The sequence below is a fragment of the Bifidobacterium sp. LH_417 genome, from assembly GCF_056357035.1.
The window spans coordinates 159,857-183,612 of record NZ_JBKEVI010000001.1 but is presented as its reverse complement, the minus strand read 5'-3'; the positions used below and the strand labels follow the sequence as shown (position 1 = coordinate 183,612).

The 23,756-nt window shown below is 63.8% G+C and carries 15 protein-coding genes and 1 tRNA gene; 4 read left to right on the top strand and 12 right to left on the bottom strand.

The features are described from left to right. Positions 1 to 440: 440 nt before the first annotated feature. The 5 genes from AC1AYR_RS00685 to rpsL form a co-directional block, all read right to left on the bottom strand. On the bottom strand, positions 441 to 5,480 hold the full coding sequence (locus AC1AYR_RS00685; protein WP_476511082.1) for a type ISP restriction/modification enzyme: 5,040 nt from the start codon (positions 5,478 to 5,480) through the stop codon (positions 441 to 443). A gap of 503 nt (positions 5,481 to 5,983) precedes the next feature. After that, the gene (gene tuf, locus AC1AYR_RS00680) at positions 5,984 to 7,183 is read right to left on the bottom strand and encodes an elongation factor Tu (protein ID WP_476511083.1); all 1,200 of its coding nucleotides are present in this window, start codon (positions 7,181 to 7,183) and stop codon (positions 5,984 to 5,986) included. Positions 7,184 to 7,323: 140 nt separating this feature from the next. Further along, complete coding sequence (fusA, locus tag AC1AYR_RS00675) at positions 7,324 to 9,447, bottom strand: elongation factor G (protein ID WP_476511084.1); 2,124 nt, start codon at positions 9,445 to 9,447, stop codon at positions 7,324 to 7,326. Positions 9,448 to 9,477: 30 nt separating this feature from the next. Further along, positions 9,478 to 9,948, bottom strand: coding sequence for a 30S ribosomal protein S7 (rpsG, locus tag AC1AYR_RS00670; RefSeq protein WP_034526982.1), 471 nt, complete (start codon positions 9,946 to 9,948; stop codon positions 9,478 to 9,480). A gap of 5 nt (positions 9,949 to 9,953) precedes the next feature. Then, entirely contained in the window at positions 9,954 to 10,325 is a 372-nt protein-coding gene (gene rpsL / locus AC1AYR_RS00665) for a 30S ribosomal protein S12 (RefSeq protein WP_003825774.1), read from the bottom strand. A 2,745-nt stretch (positions 10,326 to 13,070) separates the two neighbouring features. Between rpsL and AC1AYR_RS00660 the strand changes: the two genes are divergently transcribed. Further along, on the top strand, positions 13,071 to 13,307 hold the full coding sequence (locus AC1AYR_RS00660) for a hypothetical protein (RefSeq protein ID WP_476511085.1): 237 nt from the start codon (positions 13,071 to 13,073) through the stop codon (positions 13,305 to 13,307). Positions 13,308 to 13,317: 10 nt separating this feature from the next. On the opposite strand, the gene AC1AYR_RS00655 is transcribed toward AC1AYR_RS00660, so the two are convergent. After that, positions 13,318 to 13,860: a hypothetical protein gene (locus tag AC1AYR_RS00655; RefSeq protein ID WP_476511086.1), complete on the bottom strand. Its 543-nt coding sequence runs from the start codon at positions 13,858 to 13,860 to the stop codon at positions 13,318 to 13,320. Here AC1AYR_RS00655 and AC1AYR_RS00650 point away from each other — a divergent pair. Both AC1AYR_RS00650 and AC1AYR_RS00645 read left to right on the top strand, forming a co-directional pair. Next, positions 13,834 to 13,909: transfer RNA gene (locus tag AC1AYR_RS00650), tRNA-His, on the top strand. The genes AC1AYR_RS00655 and AC1AYR_RS00650 overlap by 27 nt on opposite strands. A gap of 181 nt (positions 13,910 to 14,090) precedes the next feature. Further along, positions 14,091 to 15,128: a threonine aldolase family protein gene (locus tag AC1AYR_RS00645; RefSeq protein ID WP_476511087.1), complete on the top strand. Its 1,038-nt coding sequence runs from the start codon at positions 14,091 to 14,093 to the stop codon at positions 15,126 to 15,128. Here the strand turns inward: AC1AYR_RS00645 and AC1AYR_RS00640 are convergent. Both AC1AYR_RS00640 and AC1AYR_RS00635 read right to left on the bottom strand, forming a co-directional pair. Beyond that, the gene (locus AC1AYR_RS00640; RefSeq protein ID WP_476555101.1) at positions 15,112 to 16,275 is read right to left on the bottom strand and encodes a glycosyltransferase; all 1,164 of its coding nucleotides are present in this window, start codon (positions 16,273 to 16,275) and stop codon (positions 15,112 to 15,114) included. The genes AC1AYR_RS00645 and AC1AYR_RS00640 overlap by 17 nt on opposite strands. 153 nt (positions 16,276 to 16,428) lie before the next feature. Next, the gene (locus AC1AYR_RS00635) at positions 16,429 to 17,703 is read right to left on the bottom strand and encodes a pyridoxal phosphate-dependent aminotransferase (RefSeq protein WP_476511089.1); all 1,275 of its coding nucleotides are present in this window, start codon (positions 17,701 to 17,703) and stop codon (positions 16,429 to 16,431) included. 227 nt (positions 17,704 to 17,930) lie between these two features. Here AC1AYR_RS00635 and purT point away from each other — a divergent pair, with 227 nt between their 5' ends. Continuing rightward, positions 17,931 to 19,232: a formate-dependent phosphoribosylglycinamide formyltransferase gene (gene purT, locus AC1AYR_RS00630; RefSeq protein WP_476511090.1), complete on the top strand. Its 1,302-nt coding sequence runs from the start codon at positions 17,931 to 17,933 to the stop codon at positions 19,230 to 19,232. A gap of 367 nt (positions 19,233 to 19,599) precedes the next feature. On the opposite strand, the gene AC1AYR_RS00625 is transcribed toward purT, so the two are convergent. The 4 genes from AC1AYR_RS00625 to AC1AYR_RS00610 form a co-directional block, all read right to left on the bottom strand. Next, a complete protein-coding gene (locus AC1AYR_RS00625) occupies positions 19,600 to 20,292 on the bottom strand; it encodes an L-ribulose-5-phosphate 4-epimerase (protein ID WP_476511091.1) in 693 nt (230 codons plus the stop codon). Between the two features lie 33 nt (positions 20,293 to 20,325). Then, positions 20,326 to 21,213 (bottom strand): L-ribulose-5-phosphate 3-epimerase, encoded by an 888-nt coding sequence (locus tag AC1AYR_RS00620; protein WP_476511092.1) that lies wholly within the window; start codon positions 21,211 to 21,213, stop codon positions 20,326 to 20,328. A 91-nt stretch (positions 21,214 to 21,304) separates the two neighbouring features. Further along, positions 21,305 to 22,645 carry an MFS transporter gene (locus tag AC1AYR_RS00615; RefSeq protein WP_476511093.1) on the bottom strand — a complete coding sequence of 447 codons (1,341 nt, stop codon included), beginning with the start codon at positions 22,643 to 22,645 and terminating at the stop codon, positions 21,305 to 21,307. Between the two features lie 22 nt (positions 22,646 to 22,667). After that, a complete protein-coding gene (locus AC1AYR_RS00610; protein ID WP_476511094.1) occupies positions 22,668 to 23,651 on the bottom strand; it encodes a sugar kinase in 984 nt (327 codons plus the stop codon). Positions 23,652 to 23,756 lie beyond the last annotated feature (105 nt).

The window sequence follows — 23,756 nt, the reverse complement described above, 5'->3', positions numbered from 1 at the left end:
GACTGAGGGTGGTCGGGCACAACAACAGACTCGCGAAGCGAGACGACATCCCCGCAGGAACCGGACTCGCACCGCGAGACACAGCTTTGCTCCCGCCGGCGGGAGCTGTCAGCCGCAGGCTGACTGAGGGTGGTCACCCACAACAACAGACTCGCGAAGCGAGACGATGCTCTGCTCCCGCTGGCGGGAGCTGTCAGCCACAGGCTGACTGAGGGTGGTCGGGCACAACAACAGACTCGCGAAGCGAGACGGCATCCCCGCAGAAACCGGACTCGCACCGCGAGACAAAGCTTTGCTCCCGCTGGCGGGAGCTGTCAGCCACAGGCTGACTGAGGGTGGTCACCCCCATAGGAAACTGACTCGCGAAGCGAGACGATGCTCTGTTCCCGCTGGCGGGAGCTGTCAGCCGCAGGCTGACTGAGGGTGGCTGCCGCCGCTGGTCACTTCCACGCGGCGGGCCAGTCGGCGGGCTGGGGCAGTTCCTCCAAGGCTGGCAACGCATCCACGATGTCCAACGTCTCCATGCTCACGCGGACGACCCGCTCCACGAGGTCCACGATGTAGCGAGGATCGTCCGAGTAGTCGTTCGGGTCGTTGACGATGCCGGACTTCTTGTCGGTCGTGACTTTATACCTATCGATCAACCAGCCGATCGCGCTCTTGCCGTTGACCACGTACTCGTACGCGCGCAACGGGATGCCTTCGATGGTCAGGTTCTCCGCGACCCTGAGCACCGTACGGTCGGGCACCTTCTTGCCGGTCTCCGGGTCCTTGACCTTCTTCGGGTACGTCATCTTCTCAGTACGCCCCGGGTTCGCGCCATCGCCGACCTCCATGACCGGCCACGGGTCCACCGACTCGTAATCCAGGTGGAGGTGCGCGAGGGCGCGTCCGGCCTTCATGAACGCCTTGAAGTCCTTGGCGAGCGGGATGCGCGGCAGTTCCTTCTTGAGGTTGTTCGCGAACCGGCGCCGGTATTCGGGGCTGTGCAGCACGCCGTACACGTAGTAGAAGATATCCTCCTTGTCGATGCGCAGGTTCGGATACACCTCACGGAACACCCTGAGCCCCGTGTCGGTGATCGCGTCATGACGGATATAGCCGTGCTCGTCCGCACCGGACATGTCCGACTCGGAGAACAGGCTGTCATCGTCCGACGGTTCGACCTTCTCATAGCGGTACAACGGGAAGCACTGGGTAGCATCCGGATCGACGTGCAGGTCCGGAAGTATGTCGCTGATGAAGCAGGTGTAGTCACGCTTGTTCGTCACCGACGAGATGATGACTGTGTTTTCCAAGCATTGAGGGGAACTCTGCTGGTAGGTCATTTCGTTCGGCGCATTTTCCCGGTGGGGGCTTTGAATGGAAATGTGGCTGCTGGTAGGTCCTTTCGCCCGATCGCCTCCGGCGATCGGGAAAATGCGTGGCTGCTGGTAGGTCCTTTCGTTCATGAACGAGTCGAAATACACCCATTGTTTGCAGAACGGGCGGTACACGCCTAGTACGCAATGTTCCGGATCGTACGGGACCGTGGTGCCCTTGTCGGCGTAGTCTTGCAATCGTCGTGTCCAGCTGTACCGAGTGGTGTCCTGTTCCAGGGGCGTCCCGTCCGCGTGATGCCGTTCGATGGCGTGATTGGTGTCGTCGAGCAGACGGCTCATGTTTGACTGCAGGGCGGGCAGTGACATGTTCCATGCCCATACGTCACGACATGTTGCCAATCCCCTGGACCAGATGGAGAACAGGCCGGTGGGGAGTTTCTTGCTTCCGTCCTGTACTCCGGTGGGGATGAAGGTGGTGTAGCTGTCGTCGCGTTGGTTGATCCAGTCGCCGTGCTTGTCGGGCGTGAGCTGAAGCCATTCGGGGTCGTCGGTCACGGCGTCCTTAAGGATGTCGAGTTTCTGTTGGCGGGTGAGGTAGTCGCCGATGTCCCGGTAGTGGATGGCGCCATACTCGGTGGATGCGGGGTTCTTGACGAGCATGGTGATGGCGATGGTGGCGCGGGAGCCGGAGTCGAAGATCTTGCCGCCTTCGCGTCGGGATTCCTCTCCTGAAGTGCGCTGGTTGCCGCGCAGATTGTACACGTAGATCGAGTTGAACTCGTTGGCGAAGCATCGACGTACACCGGCCCCTGACGCTCCGGTGAGCCATCCTCCGTTGGACACGAAGCAGACGATGCCGGAGTCGCCGATGCGGTCGGACGCCCAGCGGAACGCGCGGATGTAGTGGTCGTACAGCGAGTTGTTGTTGTTCGCGTCGGAGCTCGCGACGTAGGTCTCCTCGACCCGTCTGTCGAGGGTCGGGTATTTCTGGGTATCGGTGCCGGTGTGGCCGACGTCGCCGGCACGGTATGGCGGGTTGCCGACGATGACCTTGATCGGCAAGGCTTTCTGTTCCTTGATGCGCTCCGTGTTCTCGGTGAACACGGCGTCGTCCAGGGTGTCGCCGTCCTCGTGCATCTGGAACGTGTCCGTCAACAGCGCGCCCGGGAACGGCTGGTAGTCGCCGCCGACGCGCTTGTGGTACGACTGTTCGATGTTGATGTCCATGATGGTGGCGGCCAGGGGCACGATCTCGTTGGAGTGCAGGTCGTGCGCGTACTTGTACGGCAGATCCGCCGTGTCAATCAGCGTCTCGTCCTCGATGAGACGGCAGATGTACGTGCCAGTGCCCGCGAACCCGTCCAACACGTGCACGCCACGCGAACCCAATGACTGTCCGAACTCGCGCTGCAACGCGCGCTGGACCATGTGCAGTTGGGCGTCGACGACCTCGACAGGCGTGTACACGATGCCGAGCGAATCGGCGGTGTCCTTGAACGCCTTGGTGAAGAACTCGTTGTAGATCTCCTTGATGAGGTTCTGCTTGGCGACGTCCGTCTCCAACTGGCTCGCGGACAGACGCACCGACGCGTACAGGTCACGCAGCGTCGGGTTGTCCGCCATGCTTGGCAGGCCAGCCGCATACAGGGCGCCCATGGTGCGGTCGAGGCCGCGGACGATGGGGTTGTGGTCGATGACCTCCTTGTTGGTGAACAGGGTCTGGAAGATCGGCTTGGTGACCTCGTGCTGGGCGAGCACGGCGATGGCGTCCACCTCCGTGTAGCCGGGGTTGAGGCTGTCCTTCAACCCGTCCACGAATTCGAGGAAATTGTCGCGCGCCGGGCCGGTCTGGTCGACCAACTGGTAGATGGCTTCGGCGCGGCGGCGGGTGATGGCGGCGATGTCGTCGGTCCATTCGCCCCAGTAGATCTTCGTACCGCACTTGCGCACGATCTGCGCGTTGATGGCCTTCGCCATCTCGCCCAGTTCGAAATCGAACTCCGGCTGGAAACCCTTGCCGTCATCCGGCCCGTTGCCGTCGCCGGGTTCGTCGCCGTTGTCGCTTCCTCCCGATGGATCATCGCCGCCACCGACGCCGGAGCCGCCGTCAAGCGGTTTGCCGCCGCGCTTGCGTTTGCGCAGCTTCGACTCGTCCAACACCTCGACTTCGATGATGCGCTTCAGCGAGTCCTCATCGCCGAGCGCGGCGGCGTTGATGATCGCGTCCAACCGTTCGTCGTGGCTTCTCAGGGCGCGTACGACCTGCCAGACCACCTCGTACACGCCCGAGGAAAGGATCGTGTCAGGGTCGGCGCCCAGCGGAATGACCACAGGGATGATGATGTATCCGTATTCCTTGCCGGGAGACTTGCGCATGACGCGACCGACGGACTGGATGATGTCCACCTTGCTGCGCCGGGCGTTGAGATACATGACCGCGTCCAGGTCGGGCACGTCGATGCCCTCCGCGAGGCAGCGCGCGTTCGACAGGATGTGGCACTCGTTGTCCGCGGTCTTGGCGGCCAGCCAGTCGAGTTTGCCGCGGCGGGTGGCGGCGTCCATACCGCCGTCCACATGGTCGATCTCCACGTGCACCTCGTGGTTCGCGGCGATGACGTCCCTGTTCGCGTCGGTGTCCTCGAGGTTGCGCGTGTAATCGTCGATGACCGTGCGGAACTTCGCGGAAAGCGCCTTGGAGTCCTTGATGCTCGCGGCGAACGCAATCGCATGATGCAGGACGCGTTTGGAATCGTCCGGCGCGGTCTCGGCCGCGTGCCGGCCGCGCGAGACAAGCTCGTCCACGCTCTTGGAATGACGCCGGTCGAACAAGGCCTTCCAACAGCCCACGAACTTGGCTGCATCATCCAACGGAATCTCGGAGTCCTTCGCACCGTACTGCTTCTGCATGACCGAACCCATCATGCTTTCCGCGACCTGCATGACCACGATCTTGTAGTCCGTGAGCAATCCAAGATCCACGGCCTTGCCGAAGCTCAGCCGGTACGCGATGCGCCCGTACACGTTCTCGTCGTCCATGCTGGCGATCTCGATCGCGCCTTCCTTGGCCTTGCTCTTCGCCCCCTCACCGTAGATGCGGGGCGTGGCCGTCATGTACAGACGCTTCTCGGAATGGACGAAACCGGCGTCGTGAATCTTCTGGAACGCGGCCTCACCGTCCATCACGCCCGTGGTGCGGTGCGCCTCGTCGCAGATCGTCAGATCGAACGCGGGCAGGCCCAATTCCTGCGCATCGTGGATGACCTGGATCGACTGGTACGTGGAGAACACCACGTTCAACGCGTCTTCGCGTGGCTTGAACCGGTTGGCGACCGTCTCCGGATTCGTGGTCGCCGGGAACGGGATGTCCGTCAACTGGCCATAGGATTCCCGGTCCGACTTCGACAGTTTGCTGGCCTTACCGTCCGAGCACACCACGTACACGTTGATACGGCAACGCGTCTGGTTCACCCAGTCACGCATCGACTGCGACACCAGACTGATCGACGGCGCCAGGAACAGGACCGTGCCGCCCTCCCCCACCTGCTCCTCCACGAGCCGCAGCGAGGTCAAGGTCTTGCCGGTGCCGCACGCCATCACCAGCGAACACCGGTCATGCTCGGTAAGCTCGGTCTTCACCGCGTCGATGGCCTCACGCTGATGCGGACGCGGATCAAAAGTCACGCGGGTCGAGGATTCCGTACCGTCGATGAACGCGTCCCAATCAAGATTCGACCCGCGCATCGTATCCAGATCCAAACGGACCATATCCCTGTCCGGATGGGACAGCATGAAATCCTCAAGCACGCTCGTATACCCGGAGGTCGTGTCGGCGAGCATGTAATGCTGGTAGCGGTCATCGGCGAGGGCGTTCATGAAGAACGTGGACACGTCGCCCGCGGCAAGCTTCGGCTTCGAATAGCATTTCGCCTGAATCGCCCAATACGAACCGTCCGCATCCTCGGCGACCAGGTCGATGCCCGTGTCCATCGTGCCGTCGTTCGTGGGCGCCTCATCCCACAACCACACCTGCGTGATGCGTTCCAGCCATGAGGGATCGTGTTCGAGAAAGAACTCCACGGCATGCTCGAAACGCGTGCCTTGCTCGCGCTTGTCTACCGATTCAGTGACGATACGCGCGAAGATCTCATCAATACTCAATTTCCAGGCTCCCTCGTCGATACCACAACGAGTACCAGAATACCGTCATAACGGTTCCATGCCAGTATCGCAACTCTGCGATGAGATGCGCGGTCTTCTTGACGAGTCCTCTGGTCGCTTCCGTCGACCACCCCCAGTCGGCTACGCCGACAGCCCCCGCCAGCGGGGGCAAAAGAAGGACTCGCCCCGCGAGACGACATCCCCGCAGGAGCCGGACTCGCTGCGCGAGGCAATGCTTTGCTCCCGCCGGCGGGAGCTGTGTCAGCCACAAGCTGACTGAGGGTAGTACCCCACAACAACAGACTCGCGAAGCGAGACGATGCTCTGCTCCCGCCGGCGGGAGCTGTCAGCCACAGGCTGACTGAGGGTGGTCACCCACACAAGAGCCGACTCGCTCAGCGAGATTGGGTTTGAATATGACGAAAGCCTCGGAACACTGCGGTTCCGAGGCTTTCGTTTAGAACGCTAGTTCAAGCGCGTCTTGAAGATCTCTCTGATGGGAATCAGGCGAGGATCTTGGTGACACGGCCCGAGCCGACGGTGTGGCCACCCTCACGCACGGCGAAGGTCAGGCCCTCCTCCATAGCGATCGGCTGGATCAGCTCGACGGTGAAGGTCGCGTGATCGCCCGGCTGGACCATCTCGACGCCTTCCGGCAGCTCGATGACGCCGGTGACGTCGGTGGTGCGGAAGTAGAACTGCGGACGGTAGTTGGAGAAGAACGGCGAGTGACGGCCACCCTCATCCTTGGTCAGGACGTAGACCTCACCCTCGAACTTGGTGTGCGGGGTGACGGAGCCCGGAGCAGCCACGACCTGGCCACGCTCGACGTCCGTACGGCCGAGGCCACGGAGGAGCAGACCGGTGTTGTCGCCAGCCTCGCAGGAGTCCATCGTCTTGTGGAAGGTCTCGATGGAGGTGACGGTGGTGTTCTGGGTCGGGCGGATGCCGACGATTTCGACCGGGGTGTTGACGGCCAGCTGGCCACGCTCAACACGGCCGGTGACGACGGTACCACGGCCGGAGATGGTGAAGACGTCCTCGATCGGCATCAGGAACGGCTTGTCGAGGTCGTGGACCGGGGTCGGGATGTACTCGTCGACGGCGTCCATGAGCTTCTTGATCTGCTCAACCCACTTCTCGTGGTCCGGAGCGTCGTCGTGCAGCGCGCCGTAGGCGGAGACGTGGATGACCGGGCAGTCACGATCGAAGCCGTTCTCGTCGAGGAGGTCACGGACCTCTTCCTCGACGAGCTCGATGAGCTCCTCATCGTCGACCATATCGCACTTGTTCAGGGCGACCAGGATCTTCGGGACGCCGACCTGACGGGCGAGCAGGACGTGCTCGCGGGTCTGGGCCATCGGGCCGTCGGTGGCGGCCACAACGAGGATGGCGCCATCCATCTGGGCAGCACCGGTGATCATGTTCTTCACGAAGTCGGCGTGGCCCGGGCAGTCGACGTGAGCGTAGTGACGCTTCTCGGTCTGGTACTCGATGTGGGCGATGTTGATGGTGATACCGCGGGCGGCCTCTTCCGGAGCGGAATCGATCTGGTTGAAGTCGTACTCCGGGTTGACATCCGGGTACTGCTCGTGCAGAACCTTGGAGATGGCCGCGGTCAGGGTCGTCTTGCCGTGATCGACGTGGCCGATGGTGCCGATGTTAACGTGCGGCTTAGTACGCTCGTACTTTTCCTTTGCCATTACTTTGTCCTCCTGGACGTTTCGTAGGTTTACTGGGTTTCTGGGTTTCGTGCCACATTGAAAGGAGCCAGAACCCAGTCAGCGGTACACGATATTACCGCTGACTGGAGACGTGGCGCAAATCAACGTAGCTACGCGTGTCACTCGCCGCGCTGGGCCTTGATGATCTCGTCGGAGACGCTCTTCGGCACCTCGGCGTAGGAGTCCATCTGCATGGTGAACATGGCGCGGCCCTGGGTCTTCGAACGCAGGTCGCCGATGTAGCCGAACATCTCGGACAGCGGGACCTTGGCGTCGATGACCTTGACGCCGGTGGCGTCGGTCATGGACTGGATGTTGCCACGGCGCTGGTTGAGATCGCCGATGACTTCGCCCATGTAGTCCTCCGGGGTACGGACTTCCACGGCCATGATCGGCTCGAGGATGACCGGCTTCGCCTTCGGGGCGGCTTCCTTGAAGCACATGGAGCCCGCGAGCTTGAAGGCCATTTCGGAGGAATCGACCGGGTGCATCTGGCCATCGGTGACGGTGGCCTTGACGCCCACGACCGGGAAGCCGGCGAGAATACCGGATTCCATGGCCTCCTTGACGCCGGCCTCGATGGACGGGATGAACTCCTGGGAGATGTGGCCGCCGGTGACGGCGTTCTCGAACTCGAAGGTCTTGCCCTCGGTGGTCTCGAGCGGCTCGAAGTTCATCAGGACCTTCGCGAACTGGCCGGAACCACCGGTCTGCTTCTTGTGCGTGTAGCCCTGGTCCATGACGGCCTTGCGGATGGTCTCACGGTAGGCGACCTGCGGCTTGCCCTGGGTGCACTCGACCTTGAACTCGCGACGCATACGGTCGACGATGATGTCGAGCTGGAGCTCGCCCATGCCGGCGATCAGGGTCTGGCCGGACTCCTCGTCCGTGGTGACCTGGAACGTCGGATCCTCTTCGGCCAGCTTGGCGAGGGCGATGCCCATCTTCTCCTGGTCGGCCTTGGTCTTCGGCTCGACGGCGACCTGGATAACCGGATCCGGGAAGGTCATCGAGTTGAGGGAGATCGGAGCGTCCATGGCGCACAGGGTGTCGCCGGTGGTGACGTTCTTCAGACCAACGAAGGTGTAGATGTTGCCGGCATCGGCCACGTCAACCGGGTTCTCCTTATCGGCGTGCATCTGGAAGATCTTGCCGATGCGCTCCTTCTTGCCGCGCGTGGAGTCGAGCACGTTGTCGCCCGGCTTGACGGAGCCGGAGTAGACGCGCACGAACACGAGCTTGCCGTAGAACGGGTGCGTGGAGATCTTGAAGACGAGGGCCGAGAACGGATCTTCCTTGGTCGGCTTGCGGTCGATCTCGATGGACTCGTCCTTCGGATCGAAGCCCTGGATGGCCGGGACGTCCTCCGGGGACGGCAGGTAGTCGACGACGCCGTCCAGCATCGGCTGAACGCCCTTGTCCTTGAAGGCGGAACCGCAGAAGACCGGGAACGCCTGCTTGGAGATGGTCAGCTCACGAACGCCGGCGCGGATGTCCTCCTTGGAGAGGTCGCCGTCCTCGAAGAACTTGTTCATCAGGTCGTCGTTCGCCTCGGCGGCGGCCTCGACCAGCTGCTCGTGGTACTCGGCGGCCTTGTCCTTCAGGTCGTCCGGGATCTCGGTGGTGTCGTACTTGGCGCCGAGGTTGTCGGTGCCGTTCCACACGTAGGCGACCATCTCGACCAGATCGACGACGCCGGTGAAGTCGTTCTCGGCGCCGATCGGCAGCTGCATGACGAGCGGGGTCGCGCCCAGCTTCTCCTTGATGGTGTCGACGGAGTAGTAGAAGTTCGCGCCGAGCTTATCCATCTTGTTGATGAAGCAGATGCGCGGAACGCCGTACTTGTCGGCCTGACGCCACACGGTCTCGGACTGCGGCTCCACGCCTTCCTTGCCGTCGAAGACGGCGACGGCGCCATCGAGCACGCGCAGGGAGCGCTCCACCTCGGCCGTGAAGTCCACGTGGCCGGGGGTGTCGATGATGTTGATCTGGAACTTGTCCTTGGTGTCGTGGGACTGACGGCTCCAGAAGCAGGTGGTGGCGGCCGACTGAATCGTGATGCCGCGCTCCTGCTCCTGCGCCATGAAGTCCATCGTCGAGGCGCCATCGTGGGTCTCACCGATCTTGTAGTTCTTACCGGTGTAGTACAGGATGCGCTCGGTGGTGGTGGTCTTACCGGCATCGATGTGGGCCATGATGCCGATGTTGCGGACGAAATGAAGGTCCGAAAGCTCTGCAGCCATCTTTATCCTTAGTCTTCCTCAGGCGAGTGATTACCAGCGGTAGTGGGCGAAGGCCTTGTTGGCCTCTGCCATCTTATGAGTATCCTCGCGACGCTTGACAGAAGCGCCGAGGCCGTTGGAGGCGTCCAGGATCTCGTTGGCGAGACGCTCGGCCATGGTCTTCTCGCGACGGGCGCGGGAGAAGTCGGTCAGCCAGCGCAGGCACAGCGTGTTGGCGCGGTTCGGCTTGACCTCGACCGGCACCTGGTAGGTGGCGCCGCCGACTCGGCGGGAACGAACCTCGAGGGACGGACGGATGTTGTCCAGCGCGCGCTTGAGGACGGCGACCGGCTCCTGGTCGGTCTTCTCCTTGACCATGTCGAGCGCGGAGTAAACGATGTCCTCGGCGATGGACTTCTTGCCGTCCAGGAGGATCTTGTTGATCAGCTGCGCGACGACGGTCGAGCCGTAGATCGGATCGGGCAGCACGACGTGCTTCTTAGCGGGTCCTTTACGTGACATATCTCTTACTTCGCCTTCTTTGCTCCGTACAGGGAACGACCCTGCTTGCGGTCCTTGACACCCTGGGTATCGAGCGCGCCACGCACGATGTGGTAACGCACACCCGGCAGATCCTTCACACGGCCGCCGCGCACGAGCACGATGGAGTGCTCCTGCAGGTTGTGGCCCTCGCCCGGGATGTAGGCGGTGACTTCGATGCCGGAGGACAGACGGACACGAGCGACCTTACGAAGCGCCGAGTTCGGCTTCTTCGGGGTGGTGGTGTAGACACGGGTGCACACGCCGCGACGCAGCGGGCTGCCCTTGAGCGCCAAAGTCTTCGACTTCTTCGGCTTCGGCGAACGTCCCTTACGGACGAGCTGTTCGATAGTAGGCAACTTGAATTCTCCGATTCAGTGTTATCTCTTGGTTCCGTGAGGCCCGCAGCACCGTGAGCCACACTCCCCCAAGCATCCGGAACCTGTTCCGAATCGGAAAGTCAGCCACTGCCCACCGGCCCGATGGCCCGCTCGTCTCTCGCCGCCGCATTGCTGCGCGCAATCCAAACGATTCGCGGGATATCCCAGCGCCGTACTCCTGTCACATAAGGCGTACCGCTGGCACACACGAATATCCATATTACGGGCCGCCCGGACAACGACACGCTGACGACATACGACATCCGGTTCTTCGCCTTGTGACGTGTATGGCCGTGCGGCTGTGATTGTCATCTTCCTCCCGCCGGCGGGGTGGCGGCCGGGTCGCAGATGTACTACGGGGTGATTGCTATCACCCCGCCGCCGGTAAGAGGTCGCGTGCTCGAGCCCGTCCCTCGTATCTTCCTCCCGCTGGCGTGAGGTGGCGGTCAGGTCGCGATGCGCTGCGGGATGATCGTTATCTTCCTCCCGCTGGCGGGAGGTGGCGCGCAGCGCCGGAGGGTGGTCACGGGTCGGAGGTGCCGTGGTGTCGGATCATGCGTCTGCAACCCTCTTACCTCTCCTCCCGCTGGCGGGAGGTGGCGCATGGCGTCGGAGGGTGGTCACGTGGGAGTGGTGTCGGATCATGCGACCGTCGTCCTCTTCTTCCCCTCCCGCTGGCGGGAGGTGGCGCGTAGCGTCGGAGGGTGGTCACGGGTCGCTATCCGATGCGCCCGCCGGCATGGGGCCGGTTGTTCCAGGCGTGGGCCGGTCGGTTCGGTCGTAATCCGGCTGTTTCGGTTATGGGCCGGCAGTTTCGGTTAATGGGGCTGGTCGTTTTCGGGGCGCGTGCGGCGGACGCGCGCGGCGCGCGGCCCCCTGTGCCCCGCGTTCCGGCCGGGCTGCTCCACAACACGTGCCGGAGAGCCCGTTGTGGAGCGGCATCCCGCCGCAACCCCCGCGGAAACCCCTGTTTTTCAGTGTTCCGGGCCCGTATGGTGCGCCACAACTCACCGGAACCCCGGTTCCCGCCCCTGTTGTGGAGCGGCCCCGCTCCACAACAGCCGCCGGTATCGTTCCCACCGCGCGTTGTGGAGCAGCCGGGCCCTCAAATCGCGCCACAACTCCCACGAACCGCCTTCCACGACCCTGTTGTGGAGCACCACCCTCCCCACAACATGATCCCCGCACGCCGTCGTGGCGTACCGCCATCCCCACGACTGCCCCATGGCACGGACCGGTGCGACGAGCGGGGCATCGCGGTCCCGCATCACGATCCCCGCATGCCGTAGTGGAGCACCGTCACCCCTGACTGCTCCCTCGGCATGGATTCCGCACGTCGTGTAGTGGAGCATCGTCGCGCCCTTCGGCACGAATCGGCACAGCGAGTGGAGCTCGAGAACGTCCCCTAGCCTGAGAACGTCCCCCGGCCCGAGGGCCGCCCACCGCATCACCCCAGGAGTTCGCCACCAGCGTCACAAATCCCGGACGACGCCGCTTATCTCCGGAATCCGGGACACTGGGAGCGTACGGAGTCCCGGATTCGGGAGAACGGCCCTATCGTCCGTAATCCGGGACACTGGGGGAGGCTCAGCATCCCGGATTACGGACGACGCCGCCCGTTTCCCGAATTGGGGACGCTGGGAGCGGCTCAGCGTCCCGGGCTACGGATGATGCCGCCCGTTTCCGGAATCCGGGACACTGGGAGCGGCTCAGCATCCCGGATTACGGACGAAGCCGCTCATCTCCCGAATCCGGGACACTGAGCACGGAACCCAGCGTCAGAAATCCCGGACGACAGGGCCATTCTCCGGGATATGCGACGCTGAGAGCGTCCCAGCGTCCCGCTGCCGGGATGATGGGACGCTCTCCGGGATTTGTGACGCCGACCAGCTGCCAGCGTCAGGAATCCCGGACGACGCCGCTCATCTCCGGGATTTGCGACGCCGAAGCGGATATCGGCATGCGTCGTCCCACCGGGGAGGATACGGCGTCCCACCGAAGAGGGGAAGCGGCTCCGGATCGTGGGCCGCTCCAATGGGAAACACGGGAACCGAAAGACCGGAACGCCACAAAAGCCCCGATACCCCTCGAACGGGACGAACAAGCCGGACACCAACGGCAAGACGAAACACACCCGCCACGCACACCCCCAAACCTGACGCACCATCCCAGGCCGCGAACAGACAGAGTACAGGCCACGCCCCTGAATCCCGGAATCCCGAATCAGCCGCACCGAATCAGCCACAGAACGCCATGGGAACCTTCAGGCCCGTCATTTTCGGTGGCGGACAATACGTGGGGCGATGGGTGCCGAATGCGGGGGCCGGACTCCACCGCCCCGACACCTTGGGTCGGACCACCCTCCGGCGCTACGCGCCACCTCCCGCCAGCGGGAGGGAAATAAAAGCGCGGCTCGTGCACGTCGCCCCCGCCCGTGGGAGGAAGATACGAAGACCGGAGCCGCAAGGGACATACCGGCACCCACAGGCCGAAGAACGCGGTGCCGAAACGAAGGCCGGAGCCGTATGGGACATACACGACAAAATACGAAGAACGACTAAACCGCTGGCCCCACATTTTGCCTATACCCCGAAGAACCATCAAAGTGAAGAATCCCACTATTTCGAGGTCTACTGCGAAGAATACGCCCGACAACAAGAAGATGGCTCCCCGGAACCGAAGGGAAGAAGTTCCGGGGAGCCATCTGTAATGGGGAAGGAGGCGATGGTACGCTATCTGTTTCGCCGCGCCACCTTGCGCGGCCTCTTTGCAATGATGAACCACTCATTAACCAGTACACGTGTTTGCTTCGCGGCCCGACGCCTGCGCCGTGCTTCCATGCCGCACCTCGGTGAATTCACCATCGATCGCTGTTCAATTATCAGTTCGAAGGCGTTGCGCCTGCGGCCTTACGGCTTTCTGCGCTTCGTTGCGACCTGCCGGATTCCCGGCCGATCTTAAACTCCGGCCTTCACTTGGAAGTATACCAAAAACCGAACATCGCATGTAAGGCGACACGCCGAAATACCAATAAGCAGTAGGGCTTGCTGTCATTATTGAAATGAACATAAATGAACAATGTGACCGTTGCCATGTGCACATGCGAGCGGTTGGCGCGGTAGCCCCACGGCACGGCAAGCCGGCGGCATACGCGACCACGTCGGACGGCGAACGACGAACGGCGAATCCACGTAAGCGAACACGGCCGCACGGCCGAGCCGCAGGCCCACCATGCCGCCGCGCCGCCGCGACCCGCCGACGGCCATGACCGGATATACGCCGAACGTCCGAGCGGCAGATCCCGCATGGATGCCGTCCCACGAACGGTATCCACATGAACGGCCGAACAATCGCCCGCCACACCACGACCGTCCGATTTGACCCCAACCCTTGAAATCAAGCGCGACACGCCGTAGTTGGACAACGGCGAAAAGTCCTGTATTGTATTCACTCGTTGCCGACCGGCGCGAGCGGGTCGAGAACAATGGTGGCTATAGCTCAGTTGGTAGAGCATCTGATTGTGGTTCAGAAGGTCGCGTGTTCGAGCCACGTTAGCCACCCCACTAAGACCCCGAGGAAAACCTCGGGGTCTTTTGTTGTTCAGCGAAGACTCGACCTGCAGCCATCACCCCGAATCCGGGAATCCAACGTCACGAGACACGACCTGCATCCGGAAGTACAGTCCGCAGACGAATGCTGAGCGTAACGCCCGATAGGAACGCCCCACGCCCTACACTCGTCATCATGCTTTCCTTCGAGAACGATTACTCCCGTGCCGCCCATCCGGCGGTCATCGACGCGATCACGCGCCTCAACGACGGCCTCTACCCCGGCTACGGCTCCGACCCGATCTGCGAGCGTGCCAAAACGCGCATCCGCGAAGCATGCGCGTTGCCGGACGCCGACATCTGGTTCCTGGTCGGCGGCACGCAGGCCAATCAGGTCGTCATCGACGCGATTACGCCGCCGTATGCGGGCGTCGTCGCCGTCGAGTCCGGGCATCCGAACGTGCATGAGGCGGGCGCCATCGAATACTCCGGTCACAAGGTGCTCACGCTCCCCCACCACGACGGCAAAATGGACCCTCACGAGCTCGATGAATACTGCGCAACCTTCTACGCTGACGGCAACCACGACCACATGGTCTTCCCCGGTTCCGTCTACGTCTCCATGTCGACCGAGTACGGCACGATCTACGCGAAATCCGAACTGCAGGCCATTGCCGACGTCGCGCACCGCTACGACATGCCCCTGTTCGTCGACGGCGCGCGTCTTGGCTACGGACTGACCGCGACCGGCTGCGACATGACCCTGCCCGAGCTTGCCGGCATCGCCGATGTCTTTTATATAGGCGGCACGAAAGTCGGCGCGATGTTCGGCGAGGCCGTCGTGTTCACGAATCGCGACGCACGTTCCGCCGCCCCGCGGCATTTCCTCACCGAGATCAAGCAGCATGGAGCCCTCCTCGCGAAGGGATTCCTGCTCGGCGCGCAGTTCGACGCGCTGTTCACCGACGATCTCTACTTCCGCATCGCCCGCAATGCGAACGTGCAGGCGGACCGCATCCGCGCCGCGTTGCGCGAGAAGGGCTACACGCTCACGTTCGAGGCGCCCACCAACCAGATCTTCGTCACGCTCGATAAGCCGACCATCGAACGTCTGGAACGTGACGTGCGTCTCGGTTTCATGGAGAAGGCGGATGACGCGCATACGGTGATGCGCATCTGCACGAGCTGGGCCACCACGGACGAGGAGACCGATCGTCTTATCGCCCTGCTGTAGCGATCGCCTCGCGTTCCATGTCGACGAACCGGTGGACGGACGCCTCCACCGAATAATGCTCGCGCGTGTGCTCGGCGTAGACCTCGCCCCACCGCGCGAGCTCGTCCGGATGGTCGATCCACCAGTCGATGCGGCGCGCGAGCATCGCCGCGTCGCGCACCGGGAACAGCGAGGCGTCCGTCAGCGCGAATTGGCTCGCCGCGGACAGTTCGGACGCGGCGATCACCGGCACGAGGCCGCACGCCATCGCCTCGATGACGCTCACCGATTCGATGTCGGCGATCGAGCAGTGCACGAACAGGTCGCATGAACGCAGCAGCGCCGGCATGTCGGCGTTGCGGTGGAAGCCGATATCCGCCTTGCGCTTGAGGCGACGGTTCGCGCGGAACGTGAGATAGCGTTTGAGCGGACCGGTGCCGGCGATCACCAATTGGATGTCGCTGGCGTGCCGGCTCATCGAGATCGCCTTGATGAGCGTGATCTGGTCCTTCTCATGGGCGAGACGCCCGGACGCGACGACGCGGAACGGCACGTGCGCAGGCGCGTCCGGGTCGAGCGGCTCGCGCGCGGTGAACCGCGGCGAATACCCGTTGGAGATCACGTGCATTGTGCCCTTGTAGCCGTGTTCGCGCAGCAGGCTCGCGGTCATCTCGGTGGGCGTGTGGATGTGGTCGACGCGCTTGTACAGCCATTGGCGGAACAGCCAGTAGAGGAACTTCTCCATGCCGGGGATGTAGCGCAGCGGTCCCGCGGAATACAGGACGTTCTCCGGTTGCAGATGGAATCCGGCGGTCACGGGGATGTGCATCTGACGGGCGATCTTCGCGGCGCGACGCCCGAATTTGAACGGCATGTAGATGTGGACGACGTCGACACCCTGGAACGCGGTACGGAACAGCGTGTCGCTCGGTTCGGCGAACTGCATCTGCTGTTTGGCCGCCACCCACGAGACGAGCGGCACCCGGTTGACGCGGGCCGGATATTCAGGCGCGCCGACGCCGACGAGACGCACATGATGCCCTTGCCGTTCCAGTTCGGCCGCCCATTGGAGCGCCGAATTCGATGTGCCGTTGCCTTGATTGCCGACCGTGTCGACCACCAGCGCGATCGTCAGCGGACGGTCGATGTCCTCCTCGATATCCGTCACGTTGCCGATTGCAATGCTCTCTGCATCAATCGACGACCTCTCGTTCCTCTCCGTGTCCTGTTCGCGCATTGCTCCAGTCTATGACTTCACGGGACTTACGCGTCTCGCCGCGGCGGAGGCGGGAACGCCACGCCCGACGCCTGTCAGGACTTGTCAGGACTGCGCGCGCAGCGCGTGCGTGATGCGCGATATCGCCTGATAGAGGTCGCGTTCAGGTTTCAGCAGACTGAAGCGCACGAATCCGTCCGATGCGGGGCCGAAGCACGATCCGGGCATGACCGCCACGCCCGCGTGCTCGATGAGCCACGCGGTGAACGTGTCCGACACGCCTCCGCCCGACACACCTCCATCCGACGTGTCTCCGTCCGATACGCCTCCATCCGACACGCGGAAATCATCCGGCACTCGCGCCCACAGGAACAGTCCTCCGCGCGGCGGCGCCACGTCGATTCCCGCGTCGCGAAGCCCGTCGGCGAGCACCTGCGCGCGATGACCATAACGCGCGCCGAGCGCCGTCACGGAACGCAGGTCGCCGCTCAGCGCGACCGCGCCGGCCCGCTGCACGACGCTGGGGGCGAGCACGGTGGTCTGCTGATGGACGGCCTTCGCGGCGGCAAGGATGTCGGCGTTGCCGGCGACCCAGCCGCCTCGCCACCCGGCGACCATGAACATCTTCGACAACGAACCGAGCTCCACGGCCACGTCGGACGCGCCGGGCGTCTCAAGAATGCTGGGAGAGGGTTCGCTGCCGAATTCGATGCCCGCGTAGGCGAAGTCGTTCATCACCGCGAACCGATGCTCGTGGGCGAGCGCGACGACACGCCCGTAGAATTCCGGCGTGGCGACCGCGCCGGTCGGATTGTTCGGATAGTTGAGGATGAGCAGTTTCGCCTCGTCCCACAGACGCGGCGAGACGGCGTCGAGATCGGGCAGGTAGCCGTGGGCCGGGTCCGCGGGAATCGTCACGAAACGCCCCTTGACGACGGCGGTGGATCCCTCGTATTGCGGATAGTACGGGTCGACGGCCACGACGGTGTCGCCTTCGTCGACGAGCGCTTCGATGACGGTGGCGATGCCCACCGACGCGCCGGCGGTGGCGAGCAGGTGCGTGCGCGGGTCGAGCGTGACGCCGTGACGCGTGTCGTACCAGTGCGCGATGGCGTCGAGATAGGCGGGGATGCCGTCGAATGCAGGATAGCGGAACAGTGACGGGTCGTGCGCCGCGTGGGCGAGCGCGTCCTGCATGAACACGGGAGGCGCGCCGTCGGGATTGCCTTTGGACAGGTCGATGACGTCATGCCCGGCACGGATCGCGGCGGCGGTGCGCGCGTCCGCCTGGGCGAACGGATTCGGAGGGAGCGCCGCCGCCCTGCGTGAGATCAGATTCGCGATCGGATTCCCCGCGGGCGACGGATTCCCTTTCCCCATGCTCCAACTCCCTTCTTCCCCTTCAGGAAACGTTGGCCCGATCGTTTATTCCCAACCGATCGGTGGTATTCACGGTACGCCGCGGACCGGCGCGTGGCAACGGCGTGTCTATACACGGTAGTTATGGAGGGTTATCAGCGGGCGTACGTCGAATGGACCTGTCGTGCCGGCGTGGCGGGGACACGCGACGGCACGGCGTATCGGGGCACGATGGGAGAATGTGACGCATGACCGATAGCGTGAATGTTTCCCCTGATTCCCTGTCCGATTCCCACTCCCCCGCTTCCGGCCGCGTGCTGGGCACGCCGCTGGGCGTGCATCCGACGCGCGTGCTGTTCCTCGGCTCGGGCGAGCTCGGCAAGGAGGTGACGATCGAACTGATGCGTCTGGGCGCGTGGGTGTGCGCCGCGGACTCCTACGCGGGTGCGCCGGCCCAGCAGGTGGCGCATGAGGCGCGCGTGCTCGACATGGCGAACGCCGACGAGCTCAAGGCCCTGTTCGATGAGGTCAGGCCGGACATCGTCGTGCCCGAGGTGGAGGCAATCGCCACGGCCGAGCTGGCCGACGCGGCCGCACGTGGCGTGCAGGTGGTGCCGAGCGCCGAGATCGCGGCGATCTGCATGGACCGCGAGCGTCTGCGCGTCATCGCGCATGAGGAACTGGGACTGCCGACCACGCCGTACCGTTTCGCGGGTTCCTTGGAGGAGCTGCGTGCCGGCGCGGATGAGGTCGGCTACCCGTGCGTCGTCAAGCCGGTGATGAGCTCGTCCGGTCACGGCCAGTCCGTCGTGCGTTCCGCCGACGCGATCGACGCCGCGTGGACGGAGGCGCAGGAGGGTCGCCGCGCCGCCGGCGAGGGCGACGTGTCGCGCGTGATCGTCGAGGCGTTGGCGCCGCTCGACTACGAGCTGACCGTGCTGACGGTCTCGTCGAGCGCCGGCATCGTGACGTGCGCGCCGATCGGGCAGCGTCAGGAGTCAGGCGACTACCGCGAGTCCTGGCAGCCGGCGACCTCGTCCGAGGAGGTGCTCGCGCAGGCCGGTCTCATCGCGCGCACGGCCGTCGAGGGACTGGTTGCGAAGGCGCAGGCGAGCGGCGAGACCGGCTGGGGCGTGTTCGGCGTGGAACTGTTCGTACTGACCGACGGTTCGGTCCTGTTCAACGAGGTCTCGCCGCGCCCGCACGACACGGGCATGGTGACGATGGCCTCGCAGCGCCTGAGCGAGTTCGCGCTGCACGCGCGCGCGATCCTCGGCCTGCCGGTCACGGCGGGGCATGTCGCGCTGTCGCTGCCGGAAGGCTCCGTCGCGGCCAGCCATGCGATCGTGGTCGCGGGCGACGGCGAGGCGGAATTCTCGAATCTGGCGGGCGCGCTCGCCGAGCCCGGCACCGACCTGCGCGTCTTCGCCAAGCCGGAGGTGCACGGTCATCGCCGCATGGCCGTCGCGCTGGCGACCGGCAAAAACGAGGCCGATGCGAGGGCGCGGGCGGGCCGTGTGGCGGATGCGCTCGACATCGAGGTGCGCTGACGCGCGACGCCGTGTGCACTGAATCGGCCTTGCCCATGACTTGTGCATGCCGATAGCACGGAAACGCACATAGACGAAAACGCCGGAATCGTTGAGATTCCGGCGTTTTTAATGTTGGGGAGGCGCGTTTGATGTCCCGTCAATCCGCACACATTTTCCATGGAAGACGAATTAGTGCATATCACCGCTGGCGCAGTCAGCACTTATCTGGCGTGTGTCCACAAGGCGCACCGAGGGAAGGCGCCGAGCCGTCTAATGGACAGCCCAGTGGACTGTCCATAGGCGAGGGGAGCGGCTTGCCGCGACGGTTGCGCGAAGCGCAACAGGTACGCCGACCGAGGAGCAACGCCGCGGACACTCCGCCGGATCAGTGCTGGCCGTAGACGTTCTGGTAGCGGTCGTTGAGCTTGTCGATGTCCTCCTGCGGAATCGGGATGATATCGCCCAGCTGGCGGGCCGCCCACATCGTGTGCGCGACCTCCTCGGTCATCGCCGCGGCCTTCACCGCGCCCTCAGCGTCCTTGCCGATCGTGAACGGACCATGGTTCTGCATGAGCACCGCCGGCGACTTCGGATACTTCTTCAACGTCTCCACGACGCCCTCGCCGATCGCCTCGGAGCCGATCAGACGGAACGGACCCACCGGCACCGGGCCGCCGAACTCGTCGCCCATCATCGTCAGACCGCACGGGATGTTCTGGCCCGTCGCCGCCCACGCGGTCGCATACGTCGAATGCGTGTGCACCACGCCGTACACGTCCGGCATGTGACGGTAGATGTACGCGTGCGACGCGGTGTCCGAGCTCGGCGCCTCGGAACCGTCGACCACGTTGCCGTCCAGATCGCACACGACCATCGAGCTCGGGGTCAGGTACTCGTAACGCAGGCCCGACGGCTTGATGGCCATCAGATCCGCGGTGTGCAGACGCTGCGACACGTTGCCCGCGGTCCACACGACCAGGTTCCACTTGATCAGCTGCTCATGCAGGCTCGCGACGACCTCACGCACCTGCTTGACCTCGGCACGCACCTCGGGACCGTAATCAGCCAAAGTAACCATGATTGGATTTTCCTTTCGATTGTTGGGTATGGGTCAGGCGGCGCGTCGGAGGATAGGCTCCTGGGTGATGCCGATCCGGTCGAACAGACCGTCGAAGTAGGCCTTGGCGGCCTTAACCTCGGCGATCGGGTCGGCGGCCTTGGACGTCCACATCTCCACCGTGTAGCTGCCGTTGTATCCGAGACGGTTGAACAGTCGCAGCACGGCCTCGAAGTCGACGGTGCCGTCGCCGAACGGCACCTCCTTGAACTGTCCGGGGAAGTCGGCGGTGACCGGCTTGGTGTCCTTCAGGTGCACTGCGACGATGTTGTCGATGTTCGATTCGATCTCGTGCGCCACGTCGTTCTCGGGCCATGCGGTGAGGTTGCCGACGTCCGGGTACGCCTGCAGGAACGGGCTGTGAATCTGGGTCTTGAGGTAGTCGACCTTGCTCAGCGAGTTGAGGAACGGGTCGTCCATCGTCTCGATGGAGAGCATCACCATCTTCTTGGCGGCCATCTCGACGCAGGTGCGCAGGTTCTCGATGAACCATTCGCGGCTCGATTCGGTTTTCGGCTCGTAGTAGACGTCGTAGCCGGCCATCTGGATGTTGCGCACGCCGAGGTCGACGGCGAGGTCGATGGCCTTGGCCATCATGTCGAGCGCCTTGGCGCGGACGGCTGGGTCGGCCGATCCGAGCGGGAAGCGGCGGTGTCCGGAGAGCATCAGGGTGTTGATGCGGCTGCCGGTCCTCCACATCGCGTTGCGGAAGTCGGCGCGCTCCTTGTCGGTCCAGTCGAGGCGGGCGAGGCGCTCGTCGCTTTCATCGATGGAGAATTCGAGGAAGTTGAAGCCCAGATCGTGGACGAGATCGAAGGTCTCCTCCCAGGTAAGCCCGGTGGGCAGGGCCTTTTCGTAGATGCCTACGGCATTGACTGTCATGATGAGTCCTTACGGGAATGATTCGTAGATGTGCGGTTGGATATGACGGATACCGTCGGATATGACGGATCTGGAATCGGCGGGGAGCCCGTCACAGGGATTCGAGGTTCTTGCCCTTGGTCTCGCGGGCGAACAGGTAGACGATCGCGCCGACGACGAGACAGCAGCCGAAGAAGGTGAACGCGGTGGTGATCACGCCGAGACTGATGTTCTGCGAGACGGCGCTGCCGCCGACGAGCACGCCCATCAAGGAGGGGCCGACGATCTTCGCGATCGCGCCGAGACCGTAGCCGAGGCCGATGCCGGTGGAACGCACGTCGTTGGAGAACTGTTCGGAGCCGAAGGCGTTGATGATGCCGAACACGCCGTCGGCGAACATCATGATGACGAGCACCTCGACGTAGAACACCCAGCCGGAGTCGTGGAACAGAGCGGCGGCGAAGCAGGCGGCGGCACCGATCATGCCGTACATGAACATCGTCCAGCGGCGGCCGATGCGGTCGGCGAGCCACGCGGAACCGAAGCGTCCGATGCAGTCGGCCACGGCCACGCCCATGAACAGGTAGGCGACCATCTCGGTGTCGAAGCCGAATCCGTCCTTGAGCAGGGTCTGGCCCCACGACTGGATGGCGAAGCTGCCGAGGATGAAGCAGAACGATCCGAGGGAGACGATGACGAGCGGGCGCAGATGGTGGGAGAACAGCTCGCCGTAGGAGGCCTTGCGCTCGACCTTGATCTCGGGCAGCGCGCCGACCTCGCCCTCGGGGATCTCCATCGCCCAGGCGAGCGACTTGCGGGCCTTACCGGCATCGCCGTGCAGCAGGTGGAAGCGCGGCGACTCGGGCACGAAGTGGATCCAGATGAGCAGCAGCGCGGACACCAGGCTCAACGAGACCAGCACGCGCCAGTTGTCACCGACGATGCGCTGGCATACCGAGCCGAGCAGCAATCCCATCGGGATGAACACGGAGGCCAGTCCGGTGAGCAGTCCGCGCTGCTTGGACGGCACGAACTCCTGCACGTACGGGATGGAGGTGATGTTGAGACCGCCGACGCCCATGCCGACGCCGACGCGACAGATGGCGTACAGATACCATGCGCCGTCGGGGATGAGCAGCGTGAGGACGGTGAACACGAGGAAGAAGATCACGCAGCATCGGAAGGACCCGCGGCGGCCGATGCGGTCGGACATACGTCCCCACAGGATGGAGCCGGCCACGGTGCCCAATCCGGTGCAAGAGGTGATGACGCCAGCCTGGACGCCGGTGAGGTTCCAGGCTCCGGTCAGCAGGGCGATGACGAAGCCGACCATGAAGATGTCGAAGAATTCGGCGATGTTGCCGACGACGGCGAGCGCGACGAGACTTTTCTGGTGCCCGGTGAGCGGGCGCGAGTCGATCTGCTCGTATGCGGTGATGGGCGCGGAGGTCATGTCGTTCGTTTCCTCCCGCGGATCAGCGGTCGATGTCGGTGCCGAGCGGGATGTCCAGTTCGCCGGGACGCACGCGGGTCAGGTCGCCCTTGTGGGTGAGCGCGACCTTGGAGGCGTACTGTCCCCACTTGACGCCTTCGCGGATGTTGCCGGACAGGTAGCCGTGAATGGTAGCGGAGACGAAGGAGTCGCCGGCGCCCGGACGGTCGATGACGCTCACCGGGGTGGTGCGGTAGGGGTAGAAGCCCTCGCGGCCGCGCAGGTAGGGGCCGTCGGTGTGGTTGGTGGAGACGATGTACTTGCAGCCGAAGCGGTTCTGCAGTTCGGCGGTGACCTCCTCGGGGGTGCCGGTGATGCCGAACACCTTCTCCGCGTCGGCGATGGAGCAGAACAGGACGCTCGCCTTCTCGGCGATGGGGGTCAGGACCTCGCGCGCCTTCTCGCCGCTCCACAACTTGCGGCGGAAGTTCACGTCGAGAATGACCTCGACGCCGCGCCTGACGGCCTCTTCGGCGGCGTAGCGCACGACTTCGGCGGTGGTGTCGGTCAGGGCCGCGGTGATGCCGGTCAGGAAGATGACCTTGGCGTTGAGAATCTCGTCCCAATCGTAGTCGTCGATGCCGGTTGCGCGGAAGGTGGTCCATTCGCGGTCGTAGATGACGTTGGCGGGCATCGGGTATTCGCCGGGCTCCATGAAGTACAGGGCGGTACGGCCGCCGGGGCGTCGGACCATCGTGTCCATGTGCACGCCGACGGAACGGTATTCGGCCAGGATGTAGTCGCCGAGGTCGCCTTCGGGCAGGGAGCTGGTCCACAGGGTCTCGCGGCCGAGCTGGGAGAGGAGTCCCGCGACGTTGGCCTCGGAGCAGGCGGGGTTCATGTGGACGGAGCGGGTGAACATCAGTCGTTCGCCGCGGTCAACGGTGAATCGGATCTGGCCTTCGCCGATGGTGGAGAGGTCGTACTTGGGGGACTTGTCGGCGTTTGCGGTGGCTTTTGCGGTCATGACGCACTTCCTTGTGGCTATAATCGTGATGGGAAATTCTTGGGATCGGAATGTTTCGGGAGTTTTCAGGTAAGGGACATCCCCGGGCTAGGGGGATGTCCCTTT

What these genes read in the sequence shown, in the direction of transcription:
- tuf (WP_476511083.1), bottom strand. Translation starts at nt 7,183, where the DNA reads ATGGCAAAGGAAAAGTACGAGCGTACTAAGCCGCACGTTAACATCGGC.
- fusA (WP_476511084.1), bottom strand. Translation starts at nt 9,447, where the DNA reads ATGGCTGCAGAGCTTTCGGACCTTCATTTCGTCCGCAACATCGGCATC.
- rpsG (WP_034526982.1), bottom strand. Translation starts at nt 9,948, where the DNA reads ATGTCACGTAAAGGACCCGCTAAGAAGCACGTCGTGCTGCCCGATCCG.
- AC1AYR_RS00660 (WP_476511085.1), top strand. Translation starts at nt 13,071, where the DNA reads ATGGTACGCTATCTGTTTCGCCGCGCCACCTTGCGCGGCCTCTTTGCA.
- AC1AYR_RS00655 (WP_476511086.1), bottom strand. Translation starts at nt 13,860, where the DNA reads ATGCTCTACCAACTGAGCTATAGCCACCATTGTTCTCGACCCGCTCGC.
- AC1AYR_RS00645 (WP_476511087.1), top strand. Translation starts at nt 14,091, where the DNA reads ATGCTTTCCTTCGAGAACGATTACTCCCGTGCCGCCCATCCGGCGGTC.
- AC1AYR_RS00635 (WP_476511089.1), bottom strand. Translation starts at nt 17,703, where the DNA reads ATGGGGAAAGGGAATCCGTCGCCCGCGGGGAATCCGATCGCGAATCTG.
- purT (WP_476511090.1), top strand. Translation starts at nt 17,931, where the DNA reads ATGACCGATAGCGTGAATGTTTCCCCTGATTCCCTGTCCGATTCCCAC.
- AC1AYR_RS00625 (WP_476511091.1), bottom strand. Translation starts at nt 20,292, where the DNA reads ATGGTTACTTTGGCTGATTACGGTCCCGAGGTGCGTGCCGAGGTCAAG.
- AC1AYR_RS00620 (WP_476511092.1), bottom strand. Translation starts at nt 21,213, where the DNA reads ATGACAGTCAATGCCGTAGGCATCTACGAAAAGGCCCTGCCCACCGGG.
- AC1AYR_RS00615 (WP_476511093.1), bottom strand. Translation starts at nt 22,645, where the DNA reads ATGACCTCCGCGCCCATCACCGCATACGAGCAGATCGACTCGCGCCCG.
- AC1AYR_RS00610 (WP_476511094.1), bottom strand. Translation starts at nt 23,651, where the DNA reads ATGACCGCAAAAGCCACCGCAAACGCCGACAAGTCCCCCAAGTACGAC.